The sequence below is a fragment of the Fulvimarina fulva genome, assembly GCF_039652615.1.
Classification (GTDB): Bacteria; Pseudomonadota; Alphaproteobacteria; order Rhizobiales; family Rhizobiaceae; genus Fulvimarina.
The window spans coordinates 1-15,723 of the sequence record NZ_JBDJAC010000010.1 but is presented as its reverse complement, the minus strand read 5'-3'; the positions used below and the strand labels follow the sequence as shown (position 1 = coordinate 15,723).

Below are 15,723 nucleotides of genomic sequence, written 5' to 3'. Positions count from 1 at the left end.
CCGGCCCGCTTTCGCAACCAGCGCGAGACAGCGCCGCGTCGCGCTCAAGTCATCGCCGCACTGGCTTCTTCACGACATGATTCTTGCGACGAAACAATCATGAAGATGGCCGCGACCGCAACCGCCTGTGTTTCGCGCTTTGCTGGCCTATGTCGCCAAGAATGGCAGCAAGAACGATTCGAAAAGGCGTCCACTGGGCCGAAAAGCGGTGGGACAAGCTCAGGTTCGAGACGAAACGTCGGCTCGGCAAGCTTGGTACGCCCATCCTTTTGCCCTTCGTCGGGATGGCCGGCGCCGAAGGCGTCTGGATGCGCGGACGGGTGATCGAGGACAATGGCGCGATCAGCGCGCCGCCGACCACGTCGCTGATCGAAAATCTCAAGCTGACCTTCAAGCGCTACGAGACCGACGAGATTTTCGGCGCCCAGATCTTCTGGAGCATCGGCGACCAGAGCGGCGAGACACGCACGGACGACGAAGGCTATTTCGACATCAATGTCAGGCTCGATCCGAACACGCTCTCGCAGCCATGGGATCATGTTCGCATCGAGCTTGGCGAGGTGCGCGGCTACGAGTCGGCGCGCAAGGATATCGGGGCCGAGCTTCCCGTTCGCTCCGTGTCCGACAAGGCCGAATACGGCGTGATTTCGGATATCGACGATACGATCGTGAAGACCGGAGCGTTCAACTTCATCAAGCACTGGCGAACGGTCGTTGCCAATTCGGCCGAAACGCGGACGGCCTTTCCCGGCGTCTCGCATTTCTATCGGGCGCTTGCGAAAGGGGCGGCCGGGCCGGAGACGAACCCGGTCTTCTTCGTATCGTCCAGTCCGTGGAACCTGTTCGATCTGTTCGACCGGTTCCTCGTCATCCACAAAATTCCCCGCGGGCCGTTTTTCCTGAAGGATTTCGGCCTCGATGCCTCGAAATGGCTGACCGGCGGGCATGACAACCACAAGACCGAAATGATCGAGCGGATCTTTCGGGCCTATCCGCACCTCAACTTCCTGCTGATCGGCGATTCAGGTCAGGACGACGGGCGAATCTATGCCGATGTCGCACGAGAACATCCGGGACGCGTATGCCAGGTTCATATCCGTGATGTGACGAAGGGCATCTTGAAGGACCACATCACCAATGGCATCGACGACTTGCGGGAGATGGGAATTCCTGTGACGCTCGCGCCGACGCTCGAAGATGCGGCAAGGCAGGCCGAGGAGGCCGGTTTCATCACCGAGGACGATGTTCGGGATATAAAGAACCGGATTGCCGAGCGCGAACGTGAAACGGAAAAGACTGTCGGGTAACGGACAGACGGAGCTTTGGCGTGTTGCGCCCGCGATGTAATGGCGCACGGAGAACGAGGCTGGCCGTGCACCGTTTTTCAACGCGAAGCCCTGGAATGCAGGGATCTTTCAGCGTTGGGGCAGGCCCGTTTCCCGCGTGTGATCGCGGGGCAAGCCTCCGCACTCGTTGAACATCGTCAGCCGCACATGCTTTGCGTTCATTGCACTGTCGCGATCCGTGATTAGCTACCGTCGCACCCTTTGAAGGTTCATCGGCGTATTGGCGCGCCTGAGCGATGGACCGGGTCCATTGACACGCGAAAGCGAGGAGGTCCCCATGGCCGCACTTTCCGACAATCTTGCCCGCCGGGCGACATCCGCCGAACTGACGGAGCGCTACGAGAGCGTTCGACAGGCGAGCAACGGGCTCGGCGCGAACCTTTCCGATGCCGATGCGACCGTTCAGTCCATGCCGGATGCCAGTCCGGCCAAGTGGCACCTCGCCCATACGACCTGGTTCTTCGAGACGATGATCCTCAAGGCGCAGGACAAGGGCTACAAGCCGTTCGACGAACGCTACAACTTCCTCTTCAATTCCTATTACGAAAGCGTCGGAGAGCGGCAGCCGCGCCCGAAACGCGGTATGGTCACACGGCCTGCGCTTGACGAGGTGATGGCTTATCGCGACCATGTGGATGAAGCGATGGCGCGGCTTCTGAACGAGGGGCCGAGCGACGAGGTCGCCGAGCTGGTGGAGCTCGGCTGCCATCACGAGCAGCAGCATCAGGAACTGCTTCTCACCGACATCCTCCATCTTTTCTCACAGAGCCCACTGAAGCCCGCGTTCAAGGACCCGCAGCCGCTCGCCGTCGAGGGACAGGCGGTTTCACCGGTCTCCTACAAGGCGTTCGACGGCGGCATCGTCGAGATCGGCCATGACGGGGAGGGCTTCGCCTTCGATTGCGAGGGGCCGCGTCATCGCTCACTGCTGGAGCCCTACAAACTCGCAGATCGTCTCGTCACCAATGGGGAATTCATCGATTTCATCGAGGATGGCGGCTATCGCAATCCGCTCCTCTGGCTCTCGTCCGGTTGGGCGGACATTCTGGAGAACGGCTGGGACATGCCGTTCTATTGGGAGAAGCGCGACGGCGAATACTGGTCGATGACGCTCAGAGGCTTCCAGCCGGTGGATCGGTCCGCGCCCGTCACCCATCTCAGCTATTTCGAGGCCGACGCCTTCGCGGCCTGGACTGGCAAGCGCCTGCCCAGCGAGGCCGAGTGGGAGAATGCCGCAAAGGGCATGTCGATGGATGGCAACTTCGCCGATTCGGGGCGCCTGCGTCCAAAGCCTGCGTCTTCGGAATCGCCCGGCCTGAAGCAGATGTTCGGGGATTGCTGGGAATGGACGCGCAGCGCCTTCTCCGCCTATCCGGGCTTCAAGCCGGTGGAAGGCGCGGTCGGCGAATACAATGGCAAGTTCATGTGCGGCCAGTTCGTGCTTCGTGGCGGCTCCTGCGTGACGCCGCCCGGTCACATCCGGGCCACCTATCGCAATTTCTTCCCGCCCGATGCCCGCTGGCAGTTCTCAGGCCTGCGCCTCGCTGAGGACGGTTGATCGCCATGGATGTCGTGGCAATCGATATCGAGCAGCGCCAGGCCTTTCTCGCCGATGTGCTGGAAGGCCTTTCCAGGAAGCAGAAGACGTTGCCGAGCCGCTGGCTCTACGACGACGAAGGTTCGGAGCTGTTCGAGGCGATCACTGCCGTCGACGAATACTATCCGACACGCACCGAGACGCAGATCCTGACCGACAACGCGGCCGAGATCGGCGCTGTTTTCGGCAGGAAGGCGGTGTTGATCGAATATGGTGCCGGGGCGGGCGTGAAGACGGAGATCGTCCTCTCGGCGCTAGAAGCGCCTGAGTGCTATGTGCCGGTGGATATTGCGGGGGACTTTCTGGAAAGTTCCGCCGACCGTCTTCGCGCTCTTTTTCGCGGCCTTGCGATTCGTCCTGTCACGGCCGACTTCACGGCCGACTTCGATCTTCCGGACGATCTGCCGAGAGACAATCGTGGCGCCTTCTTTCCGGGATCGACACTCGGAAATCTCGCGCAGGACGAGGCGCGGGCGCTGCTCAGCCGTGTTCGCGGCCATGTGGGAGCAGGCGGGCGGTTCGTGATCGGTATCGATCTCAAGAAGGATATCGAGACGCTGCTTGCAGCTTATGACGACAAGGCCGGCGTGACGGCGGCCTTCAATCTCAACATCTTGAAGCGGATCAACCGGGAGCTGAGCGGTTCGTTCGATATCCAGAGCTTCGAACACGCGGCCCGCTGGAATCCCAAGGCGTCGGCAGTAGAGATGCATCTCGTCTGCGTGAACCCGGTCCGTGCTTCGGTGGGCGACCAGACCTTTACATTCGAAGGCGGCGAGACGATCCACACCGAGAGTTCGCGCAAATACGATCTCGACGGATTTTCCGGGCTCGCGCATTCGGCCGGCTGGTCGGTCGACCGGGTCTGGAGCGACGAGCGGTCGCTCTTTGCGGTGGTGGCCTTGACGGCAAGAGATGGCACGGGCGCATAGGCCGCGCCCATTCGCCTCTTCCGTTTTGCGGCGCACTCGTTATGTTGCGCCCAATACCAATCAAGACGGGACTGAACGACCATGGTCGAACTCGCTCTTCCGAAAAACTCGACGATCAACGAGGGCAAGACCTGGGATCGGCCCAAGGGCGCGAACAATATTCGCGAGTTTCGGATCTATCGCTGGTCGCCGGATGACGATGAGAACCCGCGTCTCGATACCTATTACGTCGATCTGGACGATTGCGGTCCGATGGTTCTCGACGCGCTGCTGTGGATCAAGAACAAGGTCGATTCGACCCTGACGCTCCGCCGCTCGTGCCGTGAAGGCATCTGCGGGTCCTGCGCGATGAACATCGATGGCGCGAACACGCTCGCCTGCACGAAGGGCATGGACGAAATCGACGGGACCGTCGCCGTCTATCCGCTGCCTCATATGCCGGTGGTGAAGGACCTGATTCCCGACCTGACCGTGCCTTACGCCCAGCTTCGTTCGATCGAGCCCTGGCTGAAGACCGAGAGCCCGGAGCCGCAGAAGGAGTGGAAGCAGAGCCACGAGGACCGCGAGAAGCTCGACGGTCTCTATGAGTGCATCCTGTGCTTCTGCTGCCAGACCTCGTGCCCGTCCTACTGGTGGAACGGCGAACGCTATCTCGGCCCTGCCGTGCTGCTTCAGGCCTATCGCTGGTTGATCGACAGCCGCGACGAGGCCAAGGGTGAGCGTCTCGATGCCCTCGAAGATCCGTTCAAGCTCTATCGCTGCCACACGATCATGAACTGCACGCAGGCCTGCCCGAAAGGTCTCAACCCGGCCAAGGCGATCGCGGAAATCAAGAAGATGATGGTCGAACGGCGTGTTTGACGCAGCCAATCCCAAGACCTTGGTTCAGCGCTTCGATTGAAGCGTTTGGGGCTCTGGATCATCGTCGTTAAATACAAGGACCCTCGGCACTTGGCGTGCCGGGGGTCTTTTCGTTCTAAGGCCCAAGCCGGGGAGGGGGCTCCTTGTGTCCTCCAATGGTCGGAAGGGGAGGGGCTGCTCTACACCCGAGCAGGCCCTCAATCCGCCTTCAGGGCGCGGGCTTCCTCAAAAGATAATTCGCGCGCCGAGGCGCCGTCGAAATAGACGAAAGCGAGGCTATCCCGTTTGGACACCATGGCGCCGGGCAGGGGATCGTAGCGAAAGGTCTGCCCTCCGAGATGCGGGGTGAGTGACCCCATATCGACGCGGCGCTCCTGCGAGACGCGCAGGAGCTTCAGCTCTGTTCCGTCCGTCAGCCGCGCCTTGAACGGAATGCCGGCAAGGCGCAGGAAGCTCGTCGGATCGGTCGCCGCCTGAAACCCCTCCACGAAGGCTTTCTCGACGAGATCGAGATCGGTCTCGTGCTGGTGCGGATGGTCATGTCCGCTCGCCGTGCCGTGGGGCAGGTGCGGCGTCTGCCACTGGGCCGCGTCCATCTGGTTGTGGCCCGCTCCGCCCCTCGGCATGTCGTAGGGGTGGAAATGATCGTGATGAACGTGGTCGTGTTCGCGGTGCATGATCGTCTCTGTTCCGATTGAAAGTCGCTCGCGCAAGCTCAGCACTGGCCAGCAGTGCCGACCTTATCGGCGCGATGCGGTCGGTCATTGGCTTCCGTCTGGCGGTCTTAAAAGGTCACCGGCTTGTCGATGATCGCCTTGTGCTTGCCCATCGTGCCATGGGCGCACATGGAGCCGAGCGCTTCGACCGCGACGCGCACACCCATCAGCGCAGTGATATCGGACGTGTCATAGGGCGGCGAAACCTCGACGACTTCGAGGCCGCAGATGCCGGGCGCCGAGACGAGACCGAGGATCTTCAGCGCCTCGCGGGGCAGGAAGCCGCCGGGCTCCGGCCAGCCCGTTCCTGGCACGAAGCCGCAATCGAGCGAGTCGACGTCGAAGGAGACATAGACGGCGTCGGCATCCTTCCAGGCGAGTTCCAGCGCGATCTCGGCGGTCTTTTCGAGGCCGTAATGCTCGATGTCCTCGATGGTGAGGACATTGGTCTGGCGACGATAGGCTTCCTTCGCGCCGGGGCGCGGTACCTGCCAGCCGCCGATCCCGAGTTGGACCAGATTGACCGCCGGCACGTTCGGCAGGTTGGTTGCCCAGTACCAGGGCGTCGTGTGCATGCGCTCGTCGAGATCCTTTTCCTGGATGTCGATGTGCCGGTCGAAATGGATGATGCCGATGCGCTTCGAGGTGCATTCGGCGATGCCACGCACGCATGGAAAGCCGATCGAATGATCGCCGCCGAGCATGATCGGCAGGGCGCCGGACGAGAAGACGTGGGATACGCCGCGCGAGATCTGGTCGAAGCTCTTTTCCAGATTGCCGGGAATGGTGAAGACGTCGCCGGCGTCGCAGAGGGTCATCTGCTCTCGCAGATCGACACCGAGTTCGTAATTGTAGGTGGTATAGAGCGCCGAGATGCGGCGAATACCCTGGGGGCCAAAGCGCGTGCCGGGCCGGTAGGTCGTGCCGGAATCGAAGGGAATGCCGAGAACGGCGGCATCATATTTGCCGACGTCCCGCACATTCTCGACGTAAGGGGCCTTCAGGAAGGTGTTGATACCGGCAAAATGCGGAAGCTCGCCGCGCGCGAATGTCGGGATCGACTTGTCGGTGATGGAATCGGCGCCGGGCAGCCCCATGTCGAGCGCCCATTTCTGCTCGCGCTTCCAGCCGTCGGCGGAGAGCTTGTCCTCGGCCTCAAGCGCTTTCCAGCCGCGCGTTTCCTTGGCGTCGAAATTCGGGTGGTGCAGCCGCTGGCGCTCGGCCGTCGAGCGGTTTCCGGCCTTGCGGCTCGATCGGAGAGGGCGGTCGAAACGGGTGTCGATGGTCATTTAGCTTTGTTCCGTTTGCGATTTCTTGAGAACGGCTTCCGCCTCGGCTCGGGCGGCCTCTCGCCGGCTGCCGTGGTCGAGCGGTAGATCATAGGTGATGGTTGCGCCATAAGCATTCGGGAATTGCGGATCGTGGCGTATCTTGTCGAAGACGAGAAGCCGCGTTCCGAGTTCGAAGGCCTCCTTGATATCGTGGGTGATCATGAAGACGGTCATGCCGGTCTCGCGCCAGAGATCGAGGAGAAGCGCCTGCATATCCTTGCGGGTGCCGGGATCGAGCGCGCCGAAGGGCTCGTCGAGGAGCATGATCTTCGGGCGCTTGAGCAACGCCTGGCCGATGGCAAGCCGCTGCTGCATGCCGCCGGAAAGCTGGGCGGGATAGCGTTTCGCAGCATGGTCGAGCCCGATCGTCTTTATCATATTGAGGGCTTTGTCGCGCGCCTCGCGCCGTTTGGCACCAAAAACACGGCCAAGAAGCGCTGAGCCTTCCAGATCGAAAGCCAGCATCAGGTTTTGGAGAACGGTCAGATGGGGAAAAACCGAATATTTCTGGAAGACGACGCCGCGTTCCGGGTCCGGCTCCGCTGCCATTTCGTGGCCATCGATTTCCACGTGGCCGGAAGAGGGCTTCTCCTGACCTAGGAGGATGCGCAGAAAGGTCGACTTGCCGCAGCCGGACGCACCGACGATGGTAACGAACGCGCCCTTCGTCACGGAGAGAGAGACCTGTTCGAGGATCTGCGCATCACCGTAGGAGACTGCGATCTGACGCGCATTGACGAAACTCATAGGCTGTCTCCCGTCAGATGCGCCCAGCGGAACGCCCGGCTGGAGAAGATCGCGAGCGCGCGGTCGATCGCGTAGGCGAGGATCGTGATCCAGATCACGTAAGGGATGATGATATCCATCGCGAGATAGCGGCGCACGAGGAAGATCCGGTAGCCAAGTCCCTCGGTGGAGGCGATGGCTTCGGCTGAAATCAGGAAGATCCAGGCGGGCACGAGGCCGAGGCGAATGGCGCGGATGAGGTGCGGCCAGAGCTGCGGCAGGATCACGCGAACGGTCATCTGCCAGGTCGATGCGCCGAGGGTCTCGGCTTTCACGATCTGCTCGCGCGGAATGTCGAGGATCGCCTGACCGAGTGCGCGGATCATCAAGGGTGCGGTGCCGATCGCGACGAGGCCGATCTTGGCGGCTTCCCCAAGCCCAAGCACGATGAAGAGGATCGGAAGGACGGTGATCGGCGGAATCAGCGAAAAGGCCGAAACGAAGGGCGATAACAGCGCCCGGCCGATTGGCAGGATGCCGATCAAGGCACCGATGACGAGAGCGATGGCGGCGGCGATCGCCATGCCGATGAAGAGACGCTCGAGGCTCGCCCAGGTATCGACCCAGAGGAGATAGTCTCCGGTTCGCCTGTCGGGGACGAACGCCATGGTGTTGATCGCGTTCGCGATCGCCTCGAACGACGGCAGCAGCTTGTCGGATGGATTGTCGGCGCGGCGGATCGCGCTGCCGATCGCATAAGCCACGATCGCTGTCACGAAGGGCAGGGCGCCCAGCGCAAGACGCGCCGGACGGCCGGGTTTCCGGTTGATCAGCCGCATGGCGGGAATCGGCTCATAGATCGCCGTCGGCGGCCATCTGCATGTAAGACGCGTCGAAGCGCAGCTGGATGTTGTTCGTGTCGCCCGTCGTCTTGCCGCCCGGATAGGAGATGCCGATGAAATCGGCACTCGGCGCGCCGCTGCCGAGGATCCCGTGATCGAACAGGAAGTTCGCAACGAACGTCATGGTTTCGGGCAGACCCTTCGACTGGGTAAACTCGACCGCGGCGGCCGGCTTGTAGAACATGGCGGTCTTTTCCAGCTGCGCCTTGTAGCCTTCGAGATCCGTGCCGGAGGCCTGAGCCATCGCCGACAGCGCTTCCTCGTCGCCTGCTTCCATCAGTCCGATCGTCTCATACCAGGCGCCGACCAGAGCCTTGCCGAAATCGGGATTGTCCTTGAGCGTCTCGGTGTTGACGACCATGAGGTCGATGATCTCGCCCGGGATCTTGGAGGAGTCGAAGACTTCCGTCGTGTTCGGCATCGACAGGATTTCCGACAGGAGCGGATTCCACGTGACGGCGGCGGTGACGTCCGGTGTCGAGAATGCGGCGACCAGATCCGCATCCGACGTGTTGACGACCGTGATGTCCCGCTCGGACAGATCGACACTGTCGAGGGCACGGGCGAGAAGATAATGGGAGACGGAAAGTTCGACCAGATTGACGTTCTGGCCCTTGATCGAAGCGAGGTCGCCATCGCCCTTGAGGACGATGCCGTCATTGCCGTTCGAATAGTCGCCGACGATAAGCGCCGTCGTGTCGATGCCGCCACCGGCCGGGATCGACAGGGCGTCCATATTCGTCATGGAGCACCCGTCATACTGGCCGGCGGTATATTGATTGATCGACTCGACATAATCGTTGATCTGAACGGCTTCGATGCTGATGTCGTACTTGTCGGCCCACTTCTTCAGGATGCCTGCGTCCTGCATGTAGCCCCACGGCATCCAGCCGGCATAGATCGACCAGCAGACGGAAAAGTCGGTTCTCTCCTGAGCGAGCGCGCCCGAAGGCGTGAGGAAGGTCGCGGCGCTGAAAGCGAGGGCGGTTGCGAGGCTCTTCATGAGGCGTCATCCTTTTCGTCGCGGTTGGCCGTCGGGGCCGATGAAGTTTTCGCGCGAAGAGGACCGGGAGACGGCCCGCTTGCGCGGAACCGTGCGGCGTTCTCCCGGGATTTTGGCCCGCCGTGTCTCCCCGCCTGATCGCGGGGAGTGCGTCTCTCGGACCAGTCGCATCCTCTTGATGGAATGCCGGAACCCTAGACGCACCGCACAAGTGAACACATACAAGTGCCGTGCCATTCCCGGCAGTCTGGGCCCGATGGCCCCGATCGAACAGGTTTCGCGGAGATCTGCGCCGTTCGTGGGCAGTGGGCTGCTTATTGATTGAGCACATACGCGGATTGCCCGTCTCGGAATAAATCCCTCCGGGACGGCAATCCTACCGATGCGTCAATGCAACAGTGGCCTTTGGTTCGAAGGGGTGTCCCGACCTCTGCCGATTTCTGGCCCGATTCTTCAGGCCACGACTGTTCTCATGAACACGACGCACCACTCCCTTCTTCGCCTCGGCGTGATTGCCGCTCTCTTCGTGCCGCTCGCCGGCTGCATGAATTCGAGATCGCCCGTCGAGGACGTTCTCTCCTCGGTCGATGTCGAGGAACAGACCTGCCTTGCCCGCGCGATGTATTTCGAATCGAACCGCTCCAGCGAGGAGGGCATGCTGGCCGTCGGCACGGTCGTCATGAACCGGGTGGAAAGCGAATCCTTCCCGAACGATGTCTGCGGTGTCGTCGCACAGCGAGGTCAATTCGCGCCGGGCGTGATGACCCGCGAGATGAATGCGGGCCGGGAACTCGCCATGAACACGGCTGCGAAGGTCCTGCGCGGCGAGCGCCACGAAGCCGTCCGCACGGCGCGCTTCTTCCATACGGCAGGCTACAATTTCAGCTATCCGAACATGCATTATGTGGCGATTGCCGGCGGCAACTCCTTTTACGAGAAGATCGGCCGGAAGCTGCGCAGCCAGGTTCCGCTCGCAACCCAGGCCGAGGTGAAGGCCGGCAAGCAGAGTTTTGACTTTGCCGCCCTCTCGCAAGGTCGCGACACGCAGAACGACGAGGTGAGCGCGATCGCCCTTGGCGAGACAAAGTCCAAGGCCGACAGCAATCCGTTCATGACGCTGTTCGGTTCTTTGTCCGGTGGTGCGCAATAACGGCGTCGGCGTATTCGAGCGGGATCGATCTGAGGGCTTGAGCCGGCGAATGGCTCTAACACCGTCGTGATCTGAGCCGGATTTGAAACCTGCGACACGAATGACGCGTTGCGAAGCGACGCCGCGTTCTTAGATCATCTGCCGGGACATCGAGCTACGCCCATCATCATCGTGGCTTTTCAGGCAAGGATCGACTTATGGCTGAGACCTCGAACGGCGACGGTATTCGCTCAGCCGGACTTTCGGTCGGTCCCATTCTGATTTCCCGTGGTGTCGAGGATGGTCGTCATCGCATTGTCGCGATCCTCGTGCGCCCGGCCAACGAGCCCGTGCCGGAGTTTCAGATATCCGATGGTGGCGCAGTGGACGCCGAGCTTCTCGCGACATTGTTCAACTCGAAGGTCTGGCGCTACAGCTTCGACGCCCCCACGAACGAGCCCATGACTTACTCCCTTGCTGGGGAGGCCCGTCAGATCGCGCCCTGCGGGACCGACGATCTGCGGATTGCCTATGTCTCTTGCAACGGCCAGGAGGATGGGGATCTCGAGCGACCGCTCGAAGAGCGCGAGGTCATGTGGGACCGCCTCGTTGCGGAGCATCGTCAATCGCCGTTCGCACTGATGTGCGAGGGCGGCGATCAGCTTTATGCCGACGACGTTCTCCAGTGTCATCCCGACGTGATCGCCTGGGACGAAGCCTCCGATGAGGATTGCGCCTCGATGGCGCTGACCGAGGAAGCGCGGGAGGCGATTCGCTTCTTCTATTTCAACCGTTACGCGATCACCTATACGCGTCCGTCCATGGCCCTGATGTCCGCGGAAGTGCCGGCGCTCATGATGTGGGACGACCATGACATCATCGATGGTTGGGGCAGCCATGCCGACGAGGTTCTCGACAGCCCGATCGGACGATGTCTGTTCGAGGCAGCACGCGAGATGTTCCTGCTTTTCCAGCAAGGCGTCGGCGACAATGCGCTGCCGTCCTGCTTCCATGACGAAACGCGCGAGAGCCTCAGTTTCACCGTGGATTATCCAGGTCTCAGACTGATCGTTCCAGATCTTCGAAGCGAACGGCGCCGCGAGCGTGTCATGGGGCCGAAGGGGTGGCGCGGTTTCGAGGCTGCGATGGCGAGCACGCCGCCGAATACGCGCATTCTCATCATGTCGAGTGTGCCAGTGATGGGGCCGCGCCTCTCCTGGCTGGAATTCGTCTCCGACTACGTGCCTCCGGCCCGCGAATACGAGGACGATCTCCGGGATCAGTGGCAGAGCCGCAGCCATCGCAAGGAATGGAAGCGCTTCCTGAAAATCATCGCCGAAGCTCAGGAAGGGACGACGAACCGCGTGACGATTATTTCGGGTGAGATTCACCTCGCAACGCGCGGCGAGATGCGGCTGAAGGACAAATCCCTGATTCACCAGCTCGTCTCGTCCGGCATTTCCCACGGAGCGCCGCCGAAAGCCTATGCGCTGGTGCTGACGATGCTGGCGCGCCTTGGTGAAAGCCCGCTTCCCCGGCGCAAGATCAAGATGCATCGCATGCCGTCGGCCCGCACGATCTATGTGGAGGAGCGCAACTACATGGTTCTCGAACGGGGCGGGCGCGATTGGTCGGCCTTCTGGGATCTCGAGGATCAAGGAAAGACGGCGTCGCTCGATCTTCAGTAAGACCGACAGGCTTTTGAAGGCACCGCTTTCGAAGGTCCGTCGGCAGGCCGAGCGGCGCTCGAGCCGTGCGCCGGACGAGAATTGGCCCTGGGGCTCAATTCATGTGTCAACGGCATCCGTGTTTTTTCTCAGTAGATGCCGGGAATGATGCGGGCGGTCCGCTTGCGATAGGCCCGGTATTCGTCTCCGAAAGCGGTTTCCATCATGTCCTCCTCGGGGCCGACCCTCAGAAAGAAAAGGGTCCCGAATCCGACGAGGCCCGCCAGGCCTGCGACCCAGTTCGGCAGAAGAAGCGCCTGGGCCAGTGCCATCGCCCAGAATGCCGAATACATCGGGTGGCGCACGGTCTTGTAGATGCCGGTCGTGACCAGCTTGTGCTTTTCCCGGAGATCGAGCGAGACCGACCACATTTTGCCGAGCGCTTTGTGTGTGAGGCGGAAAAGGGTGAGGGCGAGGATGCCAACGAGGATTCCGGCCAGGAGCTGGATGACCGAGAGGTTGTAATCGGCAAATTCGGGAAAGCCGGTGGCGACGAAAATGCCGGGTATAAGCCCAAGACCGCTGAAGGAGACCAGCATGCGAAGGGTCTCGGCGCCGCCGCGCCGCGTCGCCATGACCTTGGCGCGTTTGGCCCGACGTTCGAACGGGTAGCGGATGACATACCATCCGACCACCATCAGGACCCAGGCAATCATTCCGGCGAGCTCGACGGTCATCGCGCGGCCTCCTCAACTGTCTCGGCGTCCCGCTTGACAATCACCGTGTCCCCGACGCGCTTGTCGTCCTGCGGCACGAGCGGTGCCCGGTCGATCGTGCGGTGGCGGCGAAAATCGTCCATCGATGCCGGCCCGAGGATCAGCATGTGAAAGGAATAGGGGCAGCGGCGTTCCACCGCGAGGACGAATTGCCGATGAAGCCTGAAGAAATCGCGCTTGATCCGCCGATAGGTGGCGGGCGCCACCATATGCCTCAATCGAAGTTTGACGACGAGCGGCATCGGGTCCGCAGCAATGCCGAGCGATCCGGCAGGGTTGGACTTGTAGAAGTTGATCGGATCGGTCAGCGCCTGGCAGTCCGTCCAGGGGATGCCGTGATCGACCGTCAGGCGGCGGACCGCTTCCCGTTGTTCGGTTGCTCGCGGATGAAGCGCCGTCTTCATGAGGCTGGACCCGACCGTCAGGATGTGAAGTGGCGCCTTTGGTGCGAAACCATCTGCGAAGGCTCTCGAAAGGGCTGGGACGGCAAAGCTTGCACCAAGGGAATGGGCTGCGACGACGATCTCATCCGGCTTATGCGAAGAGGCTCGTTCGGCAATGCTCTTCGCGAACGCGTCGATCCGTCGTTCAATCTTCGGGTTTGTGCCCTCGCAGAGATGGCGGGCGAGCGCCCAGTCGTCGAGCGCCGTTATCAGAAACCAGCGGCGGTTGACGAAATAAAGTATCGCCGCAGAGAGGATGGTGCCGATCAGGATTGCGACGAGCCAGGTCGTCGGCCCGGTGAACAGAAGCCCGAGGGTCAGGGCGATGCCAACGCCGATCGCAAGGCTTGCGACCGTCAGGATGATGGGAAAGAGAAAGAACAGCCCGTATCGCCAAGAGGTCCGGCAGTAGCGAAGAAACGTGCCATTGATCAGGAATGTGGCGAGCGCGGCAAAACCCCGGCCGATCCTCAAGGGGAGGGCGGCTCTGCGATACTCCTCGATCAGATCGTCCCAGACGCAAAAGACGAGATTGGTCTGAACGCCGTGATCGCGTCCTTGAGGTGTTAGTCGCGCAGTGAGTTCCCGGGTTGCTGATGCGGGCAACGTCCCGTTTTCGTCGCTCCCCTGCGAATGTCCGTCAAAGGCGATGTCCGCTTCGAACACCGCCGCGGACCGCTCGGCTGCCCGGCGAAAGCGCGCGATCTGTGCGTCGGGCGCAAGCGGCTCGAAACCTGGAAAGACGAAAACGAGTCGATGTGCGATCGATGCGTCTTTGCTGGTTTCGGGGTCTGCCATGGGTCTCGTCACTTGCTCAGGTCGCCGCGTCAAACGCTGCGGTAAACTCGCATACAATACGAAACCTTAGAAATCATCCGTTGCCTGGGTGAATTATCGCCGGTTTTCTGGCCGGCCTCGACCGTATCCGATGGGTGTACCGGTGAGCCAGCCGCAAGCTGTATCAAAGCCCGCGCCTTGCGTGCGCGCATCTCAAATCCGCTATTGCTAGGCATCCGTAGGGATTTGGCATCAGATTTCTGTCGTCCTGAAGGGCTGATGCCACGCACGCCGGATCCCTGGGGATCGACGCTATGGGTTTCCATTCGTGTCGGTTGGTTTATGGAGTGAAAATCTCCGCAAGACCCATGATGAAAGACAACTCCATGACCATCCGCGTTCACAAGGGCGACCTTCCTAATCTCGACCGTTATTCCGGTCCCGTCGCGATCGATACGGAAACTCTCGGCCTCAACACGATGCGCGACAGGCTCTGCGTTGTTCAGTTGTCGCCGGGAGACGGGACGGCCGATGTGGTGCAGATCGCAAAAGGGCAGCGCGAAGCGCCGAACATCGCCGCGCTTCTGGCCGATGTGTCCAGAACGAAGATCTTTCACTATGCCCGTTTCGATGTGGCGGCGCTCTACCACGCCTTCGGCACGATGACCGACGGGATTTTCTGCACCAAGATCGCCTCACGGCTGACACGCACCTATACCGATCGTCATGGTCTGAAGGACCTCGCCCGCGAACTCGTCGGCGTCGATCTCTCCAAGCAGCAGCAATCATCCGATTGGGCGGCCGAAACACTCAGTCCGGCCCAGCTCGACTACGCCGCGTCCGACGTTCTCTACCTCCATGACATCATGGGTGCGCTCTATAAGCGGCTGGAGCGGGAAGACCGGATGGACCTTGCGCGTGAATGCTTCCGCTTCCTGCCGGCGCGAGTCGAGCTGGATCTCAAGGGCTGGGCTGAGGAGGATATCTTCTCTCATTCCTCACGCGCCTGACGATCCCTGACGTCATCCGCGGTCGAAGAACCGCGTTCGCTTAAGACGCGGCGGACACTCAGATCCGCCGCGCTGCTGAAACACCGCAATGCCGGCTCAATGGGCCTTGCAGGGAGGCCTCGTCAGATTTTTTGAAAAAATCTGCATCGAAGCGAAATTCGCTGTTGACGGATCAATCAGGGGATGGCTATAAGCAGCACATCAACGACGGCGGAGGCGCCGAGGGGTTGAGGGAAAGAAAAGCCAAGCGGTTTTGATTTCGTTTTAGCCCATAACGGTCTGGTCACTTCTTAAATGAAGCGTCCGGCTCGTATTTGCGCCTTCGGTCGATCGGTTTTCGGTCATAGTGTATCGCATCAAGCCTGCATGGGCAGGGCGGTCTCTTTTTGTCCGGCGCGGTTTTTGTGACTGCGTGTTCTTTGACAAGTTGGTTATGTGATATTGAGAAGAAAGAGAGACGTGGGCGGCGTTTTTGCGGTTCCTGGCTTTCTGGACGGTACCTTTGCC

General features: G+C 61.1%; 15 protein-coding genes and 1 riboswitch. Of the genes, 7 read left to right on the top strand and 8 right to left on the bottom strand.

Translation table 11 applies throughout. The features are described from left to right. Positions 1-161 precede the first annotated feature (161 nt). From ABDX79_RS14015 to ABDX79_RS14000, 4 genes are all read left to right on the top strand, one after another. Complete coding sequence (locus ABDX79_RS14015; RefSeq protein ID WP_346220930.1) at positions 162-1,307, top strand: App1 family protein; 1,146 nt, start codon at positions 162-164, stop codon at positions 1,305-1,307. A 316-nt stretch (positions 1,308-1,623) separates the two neighbouring features. Beyond that, on the top strand, positions 1,624-2,904 hold the full coding sequence (gene egtB / locus ABDX79_RS14010) for an ergothioneine biosynthesis protein EgtB (RefSeq protein ID WP_346220929.1): 1,281 nt from the start codon (positions 1,624-1,626) through the stop codon (positions 2,902-2,904). Between the two features lie 5 nt (positions 2,905-2,909). Continuing rightward, complete coding sequence (egtD, locus tag ABDX79_RS14005) at positions 2,910-3,875, top strand: L-histidine N(alpha)-methyltransferase (protein ID WP_346220928.1); 966 nt, start codon at positions 2,910-2,912, stop codon at positions 3,873-3,875. An 81-nt stretch (positions 3,876-3,956) separates the two neighbouring features. Next, positions 3,957-4,736, top strand: coding sequence for a succinate dehydrogenase iron-sulfur subunit (locus tag ABDX79_RS14000; protein ID WP_346220927.1), 780 nt, complete (start codon positions 3,957-3,959; stop codon positions 4,734-4,736). 197 nt (positions 4,737-4,933) lie between these two features. Here ABDX79_RS14000 and ABDX79_RS13995 read toward each other — a convergent pair whose 3' ends face one another. The 5 genes from ABDX79_RS13995 to ABDX79_RS13975 all read right to left on the bottom strand — a co-directional run bounded on the left by ABDX79_RS13995 (position 4,934) and on the right by ABDX79_RS13975 (position 9,414). Next, entirely contained in the window at positions 4,934-5,413 is a 480-nt protein-coding gene (locus tag ABDX79_RS13995) for a hypothetical protein (protein WP_346220926.1), read from the bottom strand. Positions 5,414-5,520: 107 nt separating this feature from the next. Further along, positions 5,521-6,741 carry an agmatinase family protein gene (locus tag ABDX79_RS13990; RefSeq protein WP_346220925.1) on the bottom strand — a complete coding sequence of 407 codons (1,221 nt, stop codon included), beginning with the start codon at positions 6,739-6,741 and terminating at the stop codon, positions 5,521-5,523. After that, positions 6,742-7,530, bottom strand: coding sequence for an ABC transporter ATP-binding protein (locus tag ABDX79_RS13985; protein ID WP_346220924.1), 789 nt, complete (start codon positions 7,528-7,530; stop codon positions 6,742-6,744). It lies immediately after the preceding gene. After that, positions 7,527-8,348: an ABC transporter permease gene (locus ABDX79_RS13980; RefSeq protein WP_346220923.1), complete on the bottom strand. Its 822-nt coding sequence runs from the start codon at positions 8,346-8,348 to the stop codon at positions 7,527-7,529. The genes ABDX79_RS13985 and ABDX79_RS13980 overlap by 4 nt, the downstream gene beginning before the upstream one ends. A gap of 13 nt (positions 8,349-8,361) precedes the next feature. Then, the gene (locus ABDX79_RS13975; RefSeq protein WP_346220922.1) at positions 8,362-9,414 is read right to left on the bottom strand and encodes a putative urea ABC transporter substrate-binding protein; all 1,053 of its coding nucleotides are present in this window, start codon (positions 9,412-9,414) and stop codon (positions 8,362-8,364) included. Between the two features lie 99 nt (positions 9,415-9,513). Further along, positions 9,514-9,623: riboswitch (guanidine-I (ykkC/yxkD leader) on the bottom strand. A gap of 263 nt (positions 9,624-9,886) precedes the next feature. Here ABDX79_RS13975 and ABDX79_RS13970 point away from each other — a divergent pair. Then, positions 9,887-10,564, top strand: a complete 678-nt coding sequence (locus ABDX79_RS13970) for a cell wall hydrolase (protein WP_346220921.1) — start codon at positions 9,887-9,889, stop codon at positions 10,562-10,564. Between the two features lie 197 nt (positions 10,565-10,761). Further along, a complete protein-coding gene (locus tag ABDX79_RS13965; RefSeq protein ID WP_346220920.1) occupies positions 10,762-12,231 on the top strand; it encodes an alkaline phosphatase D family protein in 1,470 nt (489 codons plus the stop codon). 128 nt (positions 12,232-12,359) lie between these two features. On the opposite strand, the gene ABDX79_RS13960 is transcribed toward ABDX79_RS13965, so the two are convergent. Together ABDX79_RS13960 and ABDX79_RS13955 are read right to left on the bottom strand one after the other, a co-directional pair. Continuing rightward, positions 12,360-12,947 (bottom strand): protein-S-isoprenylcysteine O-methyltransferase, encoded by a 588-nt coding sequence (locus tag ABDX79_RS13960; protein WP_346220919.1) that lies wholly within the window; start codon positions 12,945-12,947, stop codon positions 12,360-12,362. Continuing rightward, positions 12,944-14,227 carry a hypothetical protein gene (locus ABDX79_RS13955; protein WP_346220918.1) on the bottom strand — a complete coding sequence of 428 codons (1,284 nt, stop codon included), beginning with the start codon at positions 14,225-14,227 and terminating at the stop codon, positions 12,944-12,946. The genes ABDX79_RS13960 and ABDX79_RS13955 overlap by 4 nt, the downstream gene beginning before the upstream one ends. Positions 14,228-14,592: 365 nt before the next feature. Between ABDX79_RS13955 and ABDX79_RS13950 the strand changes: the two genes are divergently transcribed. Further along, entirely contained in the window at positions 14,593-15,216 is a 624-nt protein-coding gene (locus ABDX79_RS13950) for a ribonuclease D (protein ID WP_346220917.1), read from the top strand. 264 nt (positions 15,217-15,480) lie between these two features. Here the strand turns inward: ABDX79_RS13950 and ABDX79_RS13945 are convergent. Then, the coding region (locus tag ABDX79_RS13945) for a hypothetical protein (RefSeq protein WP_346220916.1) at positions 15,481-15,723 on the bottom strand (243 nt) is incomplete at its 5' end.